The sequence below is a fragment of the Gammaproteobacteria bacterium genome, assembly GCA_036381015.1.
Taxonomy (GTDB): domain Bacteria; phylum Pseudomonadota; class Gammaproteobacteria; order Steroidobacterales; family Rariloculaceae; genus ZC4RG20.
Genome location: DASVDR010000014.1, coordinates 55,466 through 70,907, shown reverse-complemented (window position 1 = coordinate 70,907; position 15,442 = coordinate 55,466). Strand labels below are relative to the sequence as shown.

Annotated in this window: 12 protein-coding genes; 3 read left to right on the top strand and 9 right to left on the bottom strand. The window is 68.1% G+C overall.

The window, feature by feature from the left end:
- Window positions 1-35: 35 nt before the first annotated feature.
- A complete protein-coding gene (locus VF329_05740) occupies window positions 36-3,143 on the bottom strand; it encodes an efflux RND transporter permease subunit (GenBank protein ID HEX7080496.1) in 3,108 nt (1,035 codons plus the stop codon).
- A 68-nt stretch (window positions 3,144-3,211) separates the two neighbouring features.
- Window positions 3,212-4,351: an efflux RND transporter periplasmic adaptor subunit gene (locus VF329_05735; protein ID HEX7080495.1), complete on the bottom strand. Its 1,140-nt coding sequence runs from the start codon at window positions 4,349-4,351 to the stop codon at window positions 3,212-3,214.
- Window positions 4,352-4,491: 140 nt separating this feature from the next.
- On the opposite strand from VF329_05735, the gene VF329_05730 reads away from it, so the two are divergent.
- The gene (locus VF329_05730; protein ID HEX7080494.1) at window positions 4,492-5,418 is read left to right on the top strand and encodes a S1C family serine protease; all 927 of its coding nucleotides are present in this window, start codon (window positions 4,492-4,494) and stop codon (window positions 5,416-5,418) included.
- Window positions 5,419-5,667: 249 nt separating this feature from the next.
- Here the strand turns inward: VF329_05730 and VF329_05725 are convergent, their stop codons facing one another.
- The 6 genes from VF329_05725 to VF329_05700 all read right to left on the bottom strand — a co-directional run bounded on the left by VF329_05725 (window position 5,668) and on the right by VF329_05700 (window position 11,271).
- On the bottom strand, window positions 5,668-6,156 hold the full coding sequence (locus VF329_05725) for a cytochrome c (protein ID HEX7080493.1): 489 nt from the start codon (window positions 6,154-6,156) through the stop codon (window positions 5,668-5,670).
- A 232-nt stretch (window positions 6,157-6,388) separates the two neighbouring features.
- The gene (locus tag VF329_05720) at window positions 6,389-6,814 is read right to left on the bottom strand and encodes a hypothetical protein (GenBank protein HEX7080492.1); all 426 of its coding nucleotides are present in this window, start codon (window positions 6,812-6,814) and stop codon (window positions 6,389-6,391) included.
- The gene (locus VF329_05715; protein HEX7080491.1) at window positions 6,811-7,479 is read right to left on the bottom strand and encodes a cytochrome b/b6 domain-containing protein; all 669 of its coding nucleotides are present in this window, start codon (window positions 7,477-7,479) and stop codon (window positions 6,811-6,813) included. Before VF329_05715 ends, VF329_05720 begins: the two co-directional genes overlap by 4 nt.
- Window positions 7,480-7,530: 51 nt before the next feature.
- Window positions 7,531-7,680, bottom strand: a complete 150-nt coding sequence (locus tag VF329_05710) for a hypothetical protein (protein HEX7080490.1) — start codon at window positions 7,678-7,680, stop codon at window positions 7,531-7,533.
- A 105-nt stretch (window positions 7,681-7,785) separates the two neighbouring features.
- Complete coding sequence (locus VF329_05705) at window positions 7,786-10,188, bottom strand: xanthine dehydrogenase family protein molybdopterin-binding subunit (protein ID HEX7080489.1); 2,403 nt, start codon at window positions 10,186-10,188, stop codon at window positions 7,786-7,788.
- Between the two features lie 102 nt (window positions 10,189-10,290).
- A complete protein-coding gene (locus VF329_05700) occupies window positions 10,291-11,271 on the bottom strand; it encodes a serine/threonine protein kinase (protein HEX7080488.1) in 981 nt (326 codons plus the stop codon).
- Window positions 11,272-11,331: 60 nt separating this feature from the next.
- Here VF329_05700 and VF329_05695 point away from each other — a divergent pair, with 60 nt between their 5' ends.
- Together VF329_05695 and VF329_05690 are read left to right on the top strand one after the other, a co-directional pair.
- Window positions 11,332-12,597: a pitrilysin family protein gene (locus VF329_05695; protein ID HEX7080487.1), complete on the top strand. Its 1,266-nt coding sequence runs from the start codon at window positions 11,332-11,334 to the stop codon at window positions 12,595-12,597.
- Entirely contained in the window at window positions 12,594-14,069 is a 1,476-nt protein-coding gene (locus VF329_05690) for a pitrilysin family protein (protein ID HEX7080486.1), read from the top strand. The genes VF329_05695 and VF329_05690 overlap by 4 nt, the downstream gene beginning before the upstream one ends.
- Window positions 14,070-14,204: 135 nt before the next feature.
- Here the strand turns inward: VF329_05690 and VF329_05685 are convergent, their stop codons facing one another.
- On the bottom strand, window positions 14,205-15,311 hold the full coding sequence (locus VF329_05685; protein ID HEX7080485.1) for an alpha/beta hydrolase-fold protein: 1,107 nt from the start codon (window positions 15,309-15,311) through the stop codon (window positions 14,205-14,207).
- Window positions 15,312-15,442: the final 131 nt, after the last annotated feature.

The window sequence follows — 15,442 nt, the reverse complement described above, 5'->3', positions numbered from 1 at the left end:
ATCGATCTCCCGCACGAGCTCGAGTCCCGCTTCGATCAGCTGGCGGACCGAGCGATCCCCGCCTGCAGCGCGCGGAGCTTTGCCGCGACCTCGCCGGGCGACCCCGTATGCCGCGCGAAGAGATGGTAGAACGACGGCACGACGAACAGCGTGAGCATCGTCGCGACCAACACGCCGAAGAAGATCACGACGCCGAGGGTGTTCTGGCTCGACGACCCGGGACCCGTGGCGAAGATCAGCGGCACGGCACCCATCATCGTGGCGAACGCGGTCATGATCACCGGACGGAAGCGGATGCGCGCCGCCTCTTCCACGGCCTCCGTGAACTCCCGCCCCTGATCGCGGAGCTGGTTGATGAACTCCACGATCAGCACTCCGTTCTTCGACGCGATGCCGACCAGCATGATGATGCCGATCTGGCTGTAGATGTTCAGCGTCATCCCGGTGATCCACAGCCCGAACAGCCCGCCCGCCACGGCGAGCGGCACGGTGACCATGATCACGAGCGGATGCACGAAGCTCTCGAACTGCGCCGCGAGCACGAGGAAAACGACGAAGAGTGCGACGCCGAACGTGAAGAGCAGCGAGCCCGACGCCTCCTTGAACTCGAGCGACTCGCCTCGATAATCGAGCTGTGCGGTGGGCGGCAGCTCGGTGCGGACGAGATTCTCGAGATAGTCGAGCGCTTCGCCGAGCGTGTAGCCGTCGGCGAGGCTCGCGCTGATAGTGACGGCGCGCAGCCGATTGTAGCGGTTCAGCTCGCTCGGGCCCGCTATGCTCTCGAGGCGCACGAGGTTCGACAGCGGGATCAGCTGCCCGGAGCGCTCGGAGCGGACGAAAATGTTGCGCAGGTCCGAGTAGGTCGCGCGCTGCTCCGGCTTCGCCTGCAGCACTACGTCGTACTCCTCCCCGTCGACGACGTACGTCGTCACGGTGCGCTCGCTCATCATCGTCTGCAGGGTCTGCCCGATCGCGCGCGTGGAGACGCCGAGACTCGCGGCACGGTCGCTGTCGATGCGCACGAGCACTTGAGGCTGCGTCTCCTTCAAGTCGGAGTCGAAGCGCAGCAACCCGGGATTCTCCGACGCGCGGTCGATGATGATGTCGCGCCAGTGGGCGAGCTCCTCGTAGGTCGGCCCGCCGAGCACGATCTGGACCGGCTGGCCTCCGCCGCCGCCTCCGCCGCCGCCGCTGCGGCGCGGGAACGCGATGATCCGCACGGACGGGATCTGCGCCCACTTGCGGTTCAGCTCTTCCATCAGCTCGTCGGTCGTGATCGTGCGCTCGTCCCACGGGCGCAGCGTGACGTTGACGATGCCCGCGGCGTTGCCCCATCCGGGCACCGAGACGACGCCGCGCTGAATCGTGCCGTCCTCGAAGTAGGGCTCCATGTAGGACTCGGCCTGCATGCCGGCCTCGACCATCTGCTCGAAGCTCATGCCTTCGGGCGCCTGGAGCTGCGCGTTGAACTGCCCCTGGTCCTCCTCGGGCGCGTACTCCTGCGGCACCTGCCGGACGAGCGCATACGCGCCGAAGCCGATTGCGATGCTGACCACCGCGGCCGCCCAAGGCGCCTTCAGGCTATGGTGCAGCGCGGCCTTGTACTTCGCCGCGACCCACTCGAAGCCCTTGTCGAGCGCGTGCGTAAGCCGCCCTTCCCTCGTGGCGGGCTTCAGCAGCTTCGAGCAGAGCATCGGCGCGAGCGACAGCGAGAGCACGCACGAGAAGATGATCGCCGCGGCCATCGTGACGGCAAGCTCGGCGAAGATGCGGCCGATGTTGTCCTTCAGGAACGCGACCGGCGCGAACACGGATACGAGCACGGCCGTGGACGCGAGAATCGCGAACGACACCTGGCGCGTGCCGTTGAAGGCGGCGAGCAGCGGCGCTTCACCGGTCTCGATGCGGCGATGCGCGTTCTCGAGCACGACGATCGAGTCGTCGACGACGAGCCCGATGCAGAGCACGAGCGCGAGCAGCGTGACGAGATTGATCGAGTACCCGAAAGCGGCCAGCGCGGAGAACGACGCGATCAGGCACACCGGGATCGTCACGAGCGGAATCAGCATCGCGCGAAGATTGCCGATGAAGACGAAGATCACGAAGCCGACCAGGACGGTGGTGATCAGGATCGTCTCGTAAACGGACCTGATCGCCGAGCGGATATAGATGGAATCGTCGCCGCTCGTGATGATCCGCATGCCTTCCGGAAACTCGTCGTTCAGCTTCGCGACCTCGGCCTTCACGGCGTCGAGCACCTCGACCGTGTTCGCGGTGGATTGCTTGATCACGCCGAACCCGGTCGTGGTCGCGCCGTTCGTTCTGAACATCCGCTCGTGCTGCCGCGGGCCCACCTCGACGTCCGCAACCTCGCCGAGCCGCACGAGGTGGCCGTCCTCGCCCTCGAAGAGCACGAGGCGGCGGAAGTCTTCGGCCGTCTGGTAGTTGCGTGCGATGCGGACCTGGAAATCGCGGTCGAGCGACTCGATCCTCCCGGCCGGGAGCTCGATGTTCTCCGCGCGGAGGGCGTTCTCGACGTCGGTGACGGTGAGGTTGCGCGCGGCGAGCGCGTGCCGGTCGAGCCAGATGCGCATCGACGGGCCGCCGGCCCCGAAGACCCGGATCTGCGAGACGCCCGGGATCGACGCGAAGCGGTCGATGACGTAGCGCTCCATGTAGTCCGTGAGCTCCATCATGCCCATGCGGTCGCTCGTGAGCGTGAGCCACATGATGGGCTGCGTGTCGGAGTCGGACTTCGATACGGACGGCGGATCCGCGTCCTCCGGCAAGCGGCCGAGGATGCGCGAGACGCGGTCGCGCACGTCGTTCGCCGCCTCGTCCAGATCGCGGTCGAGCTCGAACTCGACGGTAACGCTGGACTGCCCGTCGCGGCTCGTCGAGCGGATCGACTTGACCCCCTCGATGCCGCTCAGCTCACCTTCGAGGATCTGCGTGATGCGCGTCTCGATGATCGCCGCGGACGCCCCGGGATACGAGGTTTGGACTTGGACGACCGGCGGCACGACGTCCGGCTGCTCCCGGACCGTGAGATCGCGAAACGACAGCACGCCGAAAGCGACGAGCACGAGGCTGATGACGGTCGCGAAGACCGGCCGCTTGACCGAAACGTCCGACAGCCACATCGGCTATCCGCTCCTATTTCCTCCAGACGTGCCCGTTCCGCAACACCGGGCTCGCCGTACCGCTGTTCCTACCCGCTCGCGACCGCGGACCGGAGCTCCGAGGTCGCGGAGTCGCTGATCTCCTGCTCGGCGCCTTCGAAGCGCACGCGGACGCCGTCGCGCAGCTTGATGATGCCCTCGGCGACGATCAGATCGCCCTCCTCGAGCCCGGCCGTGACCTCGACGATCCCGAACCGCCGAGCCCCGACCTGAATCTGATGCTGGCGGGCGACGTGGTCCGGGCCGACCCGGTACACGTAGGCACGATCCTGGACCTGGAACACGGCGCTCTCGGGCACCACGAGCGCCATGCGCTTTTGCGTGACGACCTCGACCGTGAGCAGCATGCCCGGGCGCAGGGCCCGGTCCTCGTTCGGAATGTGCGCGCGAACGGGGACTGCGCGGGTGATCGGGTCGACGCGGGAGCCGACCGTGCGCACGACGCCTTCGAACTCCCGGCCCGGGTAGCTGACGCTCCGCGCGACGACGCGCGAGCCCGGCTTCATGTCGCCGATGAACGACTCGGGAACCGTGAAATCGAGCTTGATCGTGGAGATGTCGTCGAGCGTGGTGATCGGCGTGCTCGGCTGCACGAGCGTGCCGGGGCTGACTTGCCGAAAGCCGAGCAGGCCGCTGAAAGGCGCCCGAATCAGGCGGTCGCGCAAGCGCGCGACGATGCTGTCGAGCCGGGCTTGGGCGGCGGCCGCGCGCGTGCGTGCGACGTCGAGCTCGGACCTCGGCGCGAGGCCTTGCTCCGCCAGATCCTCGACGCGGCGAAGCTGCGCCTCCGCATCCTCGAGGTTGGCCTCCGCCTCGGCGAGCAGCGCCTCTTCCTCCTGGTTCGTGAGCTGCACGAGGATCTCGCCTGCCTCGACGTAGTCGCCGTCCTCGAAGCTCACCGCGCTGACCGTGTCGGTGACCTTGGCCGTGAGCGTGACCGACTCGTTCGCGAGCGCCGTGCCGAGCGCTTCCACGGTCTCGCTCAGCTCCTCGCGGCGCACCCGGTCGACGATGACGAGCGGTTCTTCCTGCGCCGCGCCGAAACCGCCGCCCTGCGCGGAGGCCGCCGCGCCGCGGGGCGGGACGACGGCACTTTCGTCGCGCATGGCATACCACACGCCGCCACCGATGACGACGAGGGCCAAAACGACTGGAAGCACGTATTTCATTCGCCGCTCGGCGAGCCGCTCGACTCGAAGTGAGGAATCGACCGATTATGCCACACGCTTGGATCGGGCCAGCGAAACGGCGCGCGGCCGGTATGTCTCATTTTTTCTTAAGTCCGCGCGCGATCGGATACCATAACTGCATGACGCTCCGCTCGGCACCGACCCCGCCGCCGCTCGACGCGCTCGTATCCGTGAAGGCGCGCGTGCCGGAGGACGCGATGAGCGCGGGCCTTCTCGGCACCGAGCGATTCGGCCACGGAGTGCGCATCCGCGACGACGGCTTGATCGCCACGATCGGCTACGTCATCAACGAAGCCGACAGCGTATGGATCGGCGCGCGGAACGGCGCGACGGTCCCCGGCTTCGTCGTCGGCTACGACTTCGACAGCGGGTTCGGCTTGGTCAAGCCCGCGATGCCGCTCGAGGGCGCCAGCATCGAGATCGGCTCCGCGACGTCGCTCGCCGTCGGCGACGGGGTCGTGGTCATCGGCAGCGATGACGACGCGGGGCTCGAAGCCCACGTCGTCGCGAAGCGCGAGTTCGCCGGACGATGGGAGTACGTCCTCGACGAGGCGGTTTTTACCTCGCCTCCGCACGCGAGCTGGTCGGGTGCCTCGCTGCTCGACGAGCGCGGCCGGCTCTGCGGCCTCGGCTCCCTCGTGATCCAGAACTTCGAGATCGGCAGTCAGCTCGCCACGGTCAACATGTTCGTGCCGATCGACCTCCTCGTGCCGATCGTCGACGACATTTGCGAGCGCGGGCGGCGCAGAGCGCCGCCTCGGCCTTGGCTCGGGATGCTCGTCGACGACTCTCAGGATCAGCTGATGATCGTCGGCGTGTACCGCAACTGCCCGGCGGACAACGCCGGGTTGAAGCCGGGCGACGTGATCGTCGGGCTCGACGGCGGGCCCGTCTCCGGGCTCGCGAACTTGTTTCGCGAGGTCTGGGACCGCGGCAGCGCGGGCGTGGAGATTCCGATCAGCGTGCTGCGGGGCACGGATCGGCTGGACGTGGTCGTGCGGTCGGCCGATCGCGCGGCGTTTCTGCACAAAGGCACCGTCCAGTAGCGTTTTGGCGCGCTCGTCGCGCCGTGCCCTCCGTTGCCGTCGCTCCGCACCGCACCCGGACGGCGTGCCTTCCAGGTCGGTGAACGCCGCGCCTTCCAGGTCGGTGAACGCGCGCTCCGGCTTTGCGTGCCCGCCGCGCCGAGCACGCATTCTCGAGAATGCCATTCTCAAAAGTGGAAAAGGCGCGGGGACCAGCGGTCCGCCGCGCCTCGGTTCGAAGCCCGCAAGCGGGAGCTCGAGACCCTCGGGCTACCCCTCCTCGGGCGCGCGATACGTGCGGTGGCAGCCGCCGCAGGTGTCGAGCAGCGGCCGCACGAGATCGCGGGCAGCCTCGACACCGCCGCTCTCCGCAGCCTCGGCGACCGCCTGCGCCGCGTCCTGAAACGCCTTGGCGCGCTGCTCGAAATCCGTCCAGTTCATCCAGATGTCGGGCGTTGCTCGGCTCCCCGCCGGGATTCCCTGGGGCATGAAGCCCTCGAGCAGCATGCCGGACAGCGTGGCGACGTCGCTCGCCGCCTTGCGGAACACGGCGTCGTCCACCGGAATCTCACCACGCGCCATGCCGCCGATCGGCGTCATCTTGTACGCGACCGCGTGCATGACGGCGTCGCGGAATACGAACGCTTCGCCCTCAGGCGTGTCCTCGACCTCGGCCGGGCCGCCTCCACCGCATCCGGCCAACATCGCCATGCCGATGAAGGCACCGGCGGCTGCAATTCTGCTGGGCAATCTCTTCATCTTGGACCTTCTGGTTATCTCCTGGACGAAATAGCGGAGCAGGATAAACAAATCCTTCGAGGCGCCGCAAGCGCGGGCAAGAATCGTGCGGTGCGGAATCGCGCAGCGAACTGGCGAGTTTCGAACGGCGGACCGTCGTTCATATCCGACGAGTCGAACGGTACGCCGTCGTTCGCTCCCGACGAGTCGAACGGCGTACGTCGTCTCCACGCCGTTTCGACGCCGGCAACACTCACGTGCGGGCGGCGCGGCGCTCCGTCAGCACCTCGTCGATCAGGAACAAGTCGGTGAGCAACGCACGAAGGTGGATCGACGCGTTCAGATTGTCGACGAGCTGGGAGCCGATATCGGGCTGCGCGAGCACGAGACGCACGGCGGAGCGTGCGACGGCCGCGTCGCGGTCGAGCGCTTCGAGAAACGCGCCGGCGCTTTCCGCGGTGGCTCCGCCGCGGCGCGCGATGCACTCCCGCACGACGGCGCCCAGACCTTCGAGCGCCGCTTGCATCGCTTCGAGGAACTCGCGAACGTTGCGGCCGGCACCCGCGCCGCGGTCCGTGTCGCGACCCTGGGCGGCGTAGGCGAGCAGGAACTCGTAGCCGGACTCGATCGCCTCGATGTGCCGGTCCAGCTCGGCACGCGGGCCGTCTTCAACGTTCATTCGGTCACCTGCCAGCGCTGCTCGTCGTGATGGCTCCGGTACTCGTCCCGAGTGATCCAGCCGCGGATCATCGCGCGCGTGAAGAGGAGCTTCTCGGGACGAAGCGCGAAATAGACGTGAGCGATCACCATCGTCACGAGGCACAGCGCGGCGAGCCCGTGAACGACATAGATCACGCCCCACGTGGGCGCGGGAAGCCAATAAGGATTCCTCTCCCACCATGGCGTGTCGATGCGCACCATCATCAACGCACCCGTGATCGACGCGGCGATCAGCACGAGCGCGAACAGATGATGGATGAGCTTCTGAGCGAGGGAATACTTTCCGGGCTTGCGCGGCGGCTGCGACGTGAGCCGCAGGTTCCAACGTGCGATGGACGTGAGATCGCGCCAGTCCGCGCCGCCGATCCACATGCTTCTCGGGCTTTGAGCAAGCAGCGCGCGGAACACGTGAAACACGATCGACGCAATCAGGACGAAGCCCGCGATCCAATGTGCCGCGACCCAAGGGAACTGCAAGCCGACGATCGGCAGGAACGCCGTGGCGAGCAGCGTGAGGACGGCCGCCGCGGTGACCCAGTGAAAGACGCGGTCGATCAGCGCATGCCGGAGAACGCGGTCGGCCGGCGATCGGACGCTGCCTGCCGCTGACTTCGTCGTGCTCACGTCGTTGCCGCCTCGCCGGGAACCCGTCGCATCCATTGCTCGGACAGGCTCCTATTCCTTCGGGGCGAGGAGCAAACGGTAAAGCGCGTGCAGGCACACGAAGGCGATGCCCGCAGCGAGGAACACCCACAGCAGATCCCAAGACATGCCCTCGAGCACCTCTTGCCCGTACACGTCGCGGCTCACGCGGAACAGCTCCATCCGATCACCCATCCCCGCGAGAAAAAGGTGTCAGACACCTTTTTCCGAAGAAAACGTGTCTGACACCTTTATTTTCGCGTCTGACACCTTTTTCGCCGAACGACCCTACGCCGTGTTCACCTGCAACGGCTTGTGCGACTGCGGGCGGCCGGCCGCGGCGTTCACGATCATGTCCGTGACGACCGGCGTGCGATTGAAGTAGTGGCCGCCGAGCGCGTCCGAGATCGCGCAGAGGAGCGCCGCGGCCGCGCAGCCTTGCACCGGCTCGCCGATACCCTTCGCGCCGACCGGGTTCTGCGGGTCGGGGATATCGACGGCCGCCGTGCGCATGCCGGACGCGACGTCGAGATACGACGCGGGCTTCGCCTGGAGCAGGCCGACGTTGCCGGGCAGCCCGTTCTGCGGATCGTAGATGTGCCGCTCGAGCGTCGCGAGCCCGAAGCCCATCACGGCGCCGCTCCTGATCTGCGCCGCGAGCCCGAGCGGGTGAATCACCGTGCCCGAGTCCGCGACCCCGACGTAATCGACGATCTCGAAATTGCCGGTCTCGACGTCGAGCTCGATCTGCACGAACCCGGCCGCGAGCGCGGCGACGGTGCCGGTGTGCTCGAGATTGTCCTTCGCGACGCCGACGAGACCGGTGCCGGCGAGCGCCGCGACGGACGCTTGCGTCATCGGGTTCAGGTCGTCGGGCGCTTCGTGGCCGTCGAACTTGCCGCCGAGCTCGATCGCCCGCTGCGCGGCTTGGGCGTAAGTGAGCCCGGTGGCCGGATCGTCCTTGCGGAAGACGCGCTCGTCGGCGATGTCGTAATCGTCCGGCGCGCCGCCGAGATCCATTGCGGCGATCTCCTTGAGCTTCGCCACCGCGTCCATTGCCGCGACGTAATTGGTCCGCGTCATCGTGAACGACGTATTGCTGCCGAACTGACCGAGGTTCCACGGCAGGTGCCTGCTGCTGTCGCCGCGCTCGATCACGCAGCTCTCCCAGCGGCACTTCAGCGTCTCGGCGGCGACCCGGGACGTGGTGGCATAGGAATAGGTGCCGAGGTTGCCGACGCCGGTGTGAATGTGGAGCTTGCCGTCCGGTGTGATGACGACGAGCCCGTCGAAGCCGCTCGCGCCGGCCGGATGGTACGCCTGCCCGATGCCGACGCCGGTGACCTTCGAGCCGTTGCGCCGGCCGCTCAACGCGCGCTTCTCTTCCCAGCCGAACTCGGCGGCTCCCTTCTCGAGCGCTTCGCGGATGTGCGCGCTCGTGACGCCGCCCTGGTCCGCGCCGTAGCGGGTCGCGTCGTTCGGCGCGTTGATCCGCCGGATCTCGAGGCGATCCACGCCGAGCTGACGCGCCGCCTTGTCGATCAGCGGCTCGACGGCCATCGCGATCTGGTTCTGGCCCGGCCCTCGCTGCGGCCCGCGGGGCGGCGTGTTCGTGAGCACCGGCACGCCGCGGAAGCGCATCGCCGGCGGCGTGTAGACGAGCGACAGGGCATCCGCCGCGGAAAGCCAGTCGCTGAAGCCGCCGTGCGGTCCGTTCTCCTGGACGATGTAGAGATCCGCCGCGGTGACCCGGCCGTTGGAGGCGAAGCCGAGCTTGATTCGCCCTTGGAAGCCGGCGCGTGCGGAGCCGATGTAGTACTCCTCGTGCCGGGCGATCCGCATCATCACCGGCCGGCCGATCTTCTTCGACATCAGCGCGGGGACCGCGACGATCGGGTAGGCGCCGCCCTTCGACCCGAAGCCGCCGCCGCAGAACTCGGCGATGAACACGAGATTCTCGGGCTCGACGCCGATGAAGCGGGCGATGGTCGGTACCGGGAAGCTTTGGCTTTGCGACGAGGCATGCAGAAAGCACTTGCCGTTCTGCCAGTACGCGAGGACGCTGCGCGGCTCCAGCGAATGATGCGACACGCCGGCGGTGACGAAAGTCTCGTCGAGGACGAGCGCCGCTTGCGCGAAGCCGCCGTCGACGTCGCCGTAGGACCACTCGGTGATCGGGGCACCCTCCGGCAGCCGCTCCTCGCCGGCGGCGGCGAAATCCTGCGCGGTCCACTTGTACCGCTGCAGCGGGATCCGGCCCTGCGCGACGTTGCCTTCGACGCGGGCGTCCGGCCCGCCGGGGTAGAGGCTCTCGAGCGGATCGACGGTGAACGGCAGCTCCTCGTAGTCCACACGAACGCGCTCGAGCGCGTCGGCGGCCGTCGTCTCGTCCTCGGCCGCGACGGCGAGAATCGGTGCGCCGACGAAGAGCGGCTCGTTCGTCAGAATCGGGTCCTGAGGCGCGGGGAAGGCGGGCACGTCGTCGGCCGTGAGGATGCCCACCACGCCCGGCATCGCGAGCGCCTCGCTCGGATCGACGCTCCGCACGCGGGCATGCGGGAACGGGCTCGTGAGCAGCTTGCAGAACACCATGCCGTCGGCGCGAAAGTCCTCCGCATACCTGGCCCTGCCGGTGACCTTCGCCCGCAGATCGGGCGGAACGAAATCCTTGCCGAGCAACGTGTATGCCATCGCGACTCTCCTCGGGCAGTGCCCGGATGATACCGGAGACGGCCGGCACCGTGCATTCGGTGCCGGATCTGCGTTTAGCGCATTCGGTGCCGGACGTGCAGGCTACCCGACGAAGAGCGGCGGCTCGTCGACGGCAGCACGCTGCTCGCGGAGCGCGAGCACGTGCTCTTCCCAGTGCTTCGGCTCGGTGAACCACGGGAACGCGCGCGGAAAGGCGGGGTCGCGCCACCGCCGCGCGATCCAGGCGTTGTAGTGGATCATCCTGAGGCTCCTCAGGGCCTCGATCAGATGCAGCTCCCGATAGTCGAAGTCGCGGAACTGCCGATACCCCTCGAGGAGGTCCGCGAGCTGAACCGTCATCTCGTCGCGGCTGCCCGACAGAAACAGCCACAAGTCCTGCACGGCCGGGCCGTTCATGCAATCGTCGAGATCGACGAAATGAGGGCCCGCGTCGGTCCAGAGCACGTTGCCCGGGTGGCAGTCGCCGTGGATCCGCAGCTCCGAATAGCCGCCGGCGGCCTCGAACCGGCGCTCCACGGCTTCGAGCACGTCGACCGCGATCGCGTGATAGCTCGCGGACAGATGCGGCGGGATGAAGCCGCTTTGCTCGAGCGTCTCGACCGAGCGCCAGCCCAGCGCCTCGATCGACAGCGACGCACGGTGCCGGAAGCGCTCGCGGCCGCCGATCGCATGAATGCGGGCGATCAGGCGGCCCATCTGCCCGCGCTCGGCGGCCGTCGCGAGCTCCGGCCACCGCCCGCCCCGCCGCTCGAAGACAGCGAACCGGTACCCTTCGTGCTCGTGCAGCGTCGCGCCGCCGAGCACCATCGGCGGGACGACCGGGATCTCGGCCTCGGCCAGCTCGAGCGCGAACCGATGCTCCTCGAGAATCGCCTCGTCCGACCAGCGATCCGGCCGATAGAACTTCGCGACGATGAACCCGTCGGACGAGCCGAGCTGATAGACCCGGTTCTCGTAGCTTGCGAGCGCGATGATCCTGCCGTCGCACTCGCAGCCGACGCTCTCGACGGCCGCGAGGATCAGGTCCGGTCCGAGTCGCGCGTAAGGCAGCTCTGCGTTCATGAGACTTCCCGCCCGGGCTCCGGCTTATGATGTAATCGTTTCACGATCGAAGAGGCGAACGTGAGCCGGATCATCCCCTACCCTACGCATGCCCACGCGCTCGACAACGGGCTCGAGGTGATCCAGGTTCCGATGCCGAGCAACGGTCTCACGGCCTACTGGTCGATCGTGCGCACGGGCTCCCGCGACGAATACGAGGCGGGACGCACGGGCTTCGCGCACTTCTTCGAGCACATGATGTTTCGCGGCACGGAGCGCTACCCGGCCGATGTCTATCAGCGGATTCTGACCGAGATCGGCGCCGACGCAAACGCGTACACCACCGACGACCTCACCGCCTACCACGTGTCCATGGCGTCCGAGGACCTCGAGACGGTCATCGAGCTCGAAAGCGACCGGTTCAAGAACCTCTGCTACTCGGAGGCGGACTTCGAGACCGAAGCGGGCGCGGTCTACGGCGAGTACCGCAAGAGCCGCACCGACCCCACGTTCACGTTGCACGAAGCGGTCGTCGAGGCGGCCTTCGACGTGCATCCCTACGGCCACACCACGATGGGCTACGAAGCCGACATCGCAGCAATGCCGAAGCTCTACGAATACTCGCGCGAGTTCTTTGCCCGCTACTACCGTCCGGACAACACGACCCTGCTCGTCGCGGGCGACGTCGATCCCGACCGCGTGTTGCGAATGGTCGAGCGGCACTACGGCGACTGGGAGCCGGGATATCGTGCCCCGCCGATCCCCGAGGAGCCCGCGCAGCAGGCGCCGCGGCGGGTCGACGTCGCCTACGACGGCCGCACGCTTCCGATCGTCTGGCTCGCGTACAAGATCGACGCGTTCGACCCGGCGAACCGCCGCCGGGTCGCGGCCGATCTTCTCGCCGACCTCGCGTTCGGCCCGACGAGCGAGGCCTATCGCCGGCTCGTCCTCGACGAGCAGATCGTGGAGCATCTCGACGCGGGCGCCGCGGCGAACCGCGACCCGGGGCTCTTCGACATCTTTGCGCGCGTCAAGGATCCGGCGAAGATCGATCACGTGCTCGACGTGATCGACGGCACGATCGCGGCGCACCGCCACGCGCCGCCGGACGCCGAGCGCCTCGCGCCGATGAAGTCGCGCTTGAAGCACGGCTTCCTGATGGGACTCGAGACGCCGGACTCGGTCGCGCAGCGCGCCGCGCGCTACGTCGCGGTCGGCCGCGGTCTCGACGCGCTCGAGGCGCTCTATGCGGCGTACGACCGCGTCACGCCGGGCGACGTTCGGGACGCCGCCGCGTACCTCGCCCCCGAGCGGCGCACCGTCGGCGTGCTGCGGGGCCGCGAATGAGCGCGAGCGCGCACGAGCGAAGCGGAGCGCCGGGTGCACCTCGGGTGGACGTGCTGCTGCCCGTGCCGGCCGAGCCTACCGTGTCGTTCTCGATCTCGTTCCGCGTCGGCTCCCAGGACGATCCGCCCGGCAAGGAGGGCCTCGCATACCTCACCGGCCTGATGCTCGCGGAGGCGGCCACCGAGAACCGCTCGTTCGACGAGATTCTCGAGGCGCTCTATCCGCTCGCGTCCGGCTACGCCGTCCGCGTGGACAAGGAGACGACGACCCTCACGGGCCGCACGCACCGCGACAACCTCGACCGTTACGTTCCGCTCCTGACGGACGCGTATCTCAAGCCCGCGTTCGCGGCGCGCGACTTCGAGCGGCTCAGGAGCGACGCCGTGAACGACATCGAGAACACACTGCGCTACGCTCAGGACGAGGAGCTCGCGAAGGCGGCGCTGCACGCGTTCGTCTTCGAGGGCACGCCCTACGCGCATCCGCCCGAAGGCACGGCCGCGGGCCTGCGCAACGTCACGCTCGACGACGTGCGCGCGCTTTATCGGCGCCGCTTCACGGCGGCGAACGTGACGATCGGGCTCGCCGGCGGATTCGACGACGCGCTCGTCCGGCGCATGGCCGAGACGAAAGCCGAGCTCCCGCCCGGAGCGCCGGCGACGCCGCCGGTCGTTTCGCCGCGGCCGGTCGATCGCTTCGAGGTGCTCCTGATCGACAAGCCGGGCGCGGACGCGTCGATCAGCTTCGGCTACCCGCTCGGCGTCCGGCGCGGGGAGCGCGACTTCTACGCCCTCGCCGTCGCGAACTCCTGGCTCGGCGAGCACCGCAACCAGTCGAGCCACCTTTTCCAGGTGATCCGCGAGATGCGGGGGCTGAACTACGGCGACTACTCGTACATCGAGGCCTTTCCGGAGGGCGGCGAGCGCACGATGCCGCCGGTGAACGTGCCGCGCCGGCACCAGCTGTTCGAGGTGTGGATCCGGACGCTCCCGAACGAGCACGCGCACTTCGCGCTGCGCGCCGCGCTGCGGGAGCTCGAACGGCTCGTGACTCGTGGAATGACGCGCGAGGAATTCGATCTGACGCGCGCGTTCCTCTCGAAGTACGTGCGCCATTTCGCCGAGACCACGTCGCGGCGGCTCGGCTATGCGATGGACGACCGCTTCTACGGGCTCGAAGGCGAAGGCCACCTCGAGCGTTTCGTGCGGACGATGGACGAGCTGACCGTCGACGACGTGAACATGGCGGTCGCGCGGCACTTGCGCGCGGATCGCGCGAAGATCGCGATCGTGACCGGCGCGGCCGACGCGCTCGCGAAGGCCCTCGCGGACGGCGCGCCGAGCCCGATCCGTTATGCCACGCCGAAGCCGCCCGACGTGCTCGGCGAGGATCGCGAGATCGAGCGCCATCCGCTGCCGATCGCCGCGGACGCTATCCGGGTGATGCCGGTGGAAGAGGCGTTTGCGCGCTGAAGCGGCGACGCATCGTGAACTTTCGGACCGCCGAGGAAGACGTCGAGCGCGCGATAGAGGTCGTCGCGCGCCTCGGCCGCGAGTGCGACCGGGAGATGCGGGCGTCGCGCTTCGGCGCGTGAGCCGGCGGCGGAGCTACTTCAGCGCCTTGTAGAGAAACGGCAGGCTGCGGTCCATCCGGTGGTCGATCCCGGAGTGCGTGCCGTCGAACTCCTCGTATCGATGCGCGATTCCGTGCTCGGCCAGCCGCTTCGACAGGATCCGCGAGCCGTAATGAATGCGGTACTGATCCCGCCAGCCGCAATCGATGAAGATGCCGCGCAACGTCTTCAGATTCGCCGCGTACCGCCCGACGAGGCGAATCGGATCGTGCCTCAGCCACCGGCGCCACCGCTCCGGAATCAGCTCCCCGGTCTCGAGATCGAACGGCACGCGGATCCGACGGGGATCGGCAGGGTCCGGATCGTAGGTCGCGGCCATCGCGATGTTCATCAGGCAGTGCACCTCGGCGTTCGTCGGCTGAGGCTTGCGCCAGACGGCCTCGAGAAAGCGCCGAATGCGTCCGTCGTCGACGCCCGGCTCGGCGGCCGGCGCCTCCGCAAGGACATCCACGGGCCCTTCACGACGCGGCTTCTGGCGGTACTTCGCGAGCTCGTCGAGCGTGCTCGGCCAGTCGCAGCCGTAGACGAAGTCGAAATAGGCGTCGCCCGAGTGGCTCGCGACGGCGCCCCAGTACCGTGCGTACTTCATGCCGTGGATGATCGCGCCATACCCGCCCGACGACTTGCCGAAGCAGCCTCGATGCCTCCGATCGGCGAGCGTGCGGAGCTCGCGGTCGACGAACGGGACGAGCTCCCGCGTGAGGTAATCCGCGTAGCGGCCGACTGCGGGAGAGTTGATGTACTGATTGCCGCCGAGCGCCGTGAAGCAGTCCGGGAACGCGATGATGCAAGGCCCCATCTTACGCTCCGCGACGAGCCGCGCCGCGCGCTCGGGCACGTTTTCCTCGAAGTTCTTCCACCCCGTATGCGAGCGGCCGGAGCCCGCGAAGCCGACGAGGTCGTAGAGCACCGGATAGCGCTTCCCGAGGCCGGGACCGCGGCCCTCGTCGTAGCCGGGCGGCAGCCAGACGTCGAGCGGGCGCACGTGGGGATCGCCGAGCGGATTGTCAGCGAGGACTCGCGACGTGATCTCGAACGTGACGACGCGGCCTTCCGGCCATCTCGGTCTCTTCAGCGCCATCCTGTCTCGGGGCCGCAGTCTCGAAGGGCTCGAACGGGCGAGAGTCTATCAGCCCGCGGCGGGCAGGACGGACGGGATGGCCGTCGGCGGCGGGAGCGCGGCCGATTTGCACGGTGTTGCCGGGCGCGTTG

Coding starts and splice junctions, on each gene's coding strand:
- VF329_05735 (HEX7080495.1), bottom strand. CDS start 4,351: ATGAAATACGTGCTTCCAGTCGTTTTGGCCCTCGTCGTCATCGGTGGC.
- VF329_05740 (HEX7080496.1), bottom strand. CDS start 3,143: ATGTGGCTGTCGGACGTTTCGGTCAAGCGGCCGGTCTTCGCGACCGTC.
- VF329_05705 (HEX7080489.1), bottom strand. CDS start 10,188: ATGGCATACACGTTGCTCGGCAAGGATTTCGTTCCGCCCGATCTGCGG.
- VF329_05725 (HEX7080493.1), bottom strand. CDS start 6,156: ATGAAGAGATTGCCCAGCAGAATTGCAGCCGCCGGTGCCTTCATCGGC.
- VF329_05685 (HEX7080485.1), bottom strand. CDS start 15,311: ATGGCGCTGAAGAGACCGAGATGGCCGGAAGGCCGCGTCGTCACGTTC.
- VF329_05700 (HEX7080488.1), bottom strand. CDS start 11,271: ATGAACGCAGAGCTGCCTTACGCGCGACTCGGACCGGACCTGATCCTC.
- VF329_05690 (HEX7080486.1), top strand. CDS start 12,594: ATGAGCGCGAGCGCGCACGAGCGAAGCGGAGCGCCGGGTGCACCTCGG.
- VF329_05730 (HEX7080494.1), top strand. CDS start 4,492: ATGACGCTCCGCTCGGCACCGACCCCGCCGCCGCTCGACGCGCTCGTA.
- VF329_05710 (HEX7080490.1), bottom strand. CDS start 7,680: ATGGAGCTGTTCCGCGTGAGCCGCGACGTGTACGGGCAAGAGGTGCTC.
- VF329_05720 (HEX7080492.1), bottom strand. CDS start 6,814: ATGAACGTTGAAGACGGCCCGCGTGCCGAGCTGGACCGGCACATCGAG.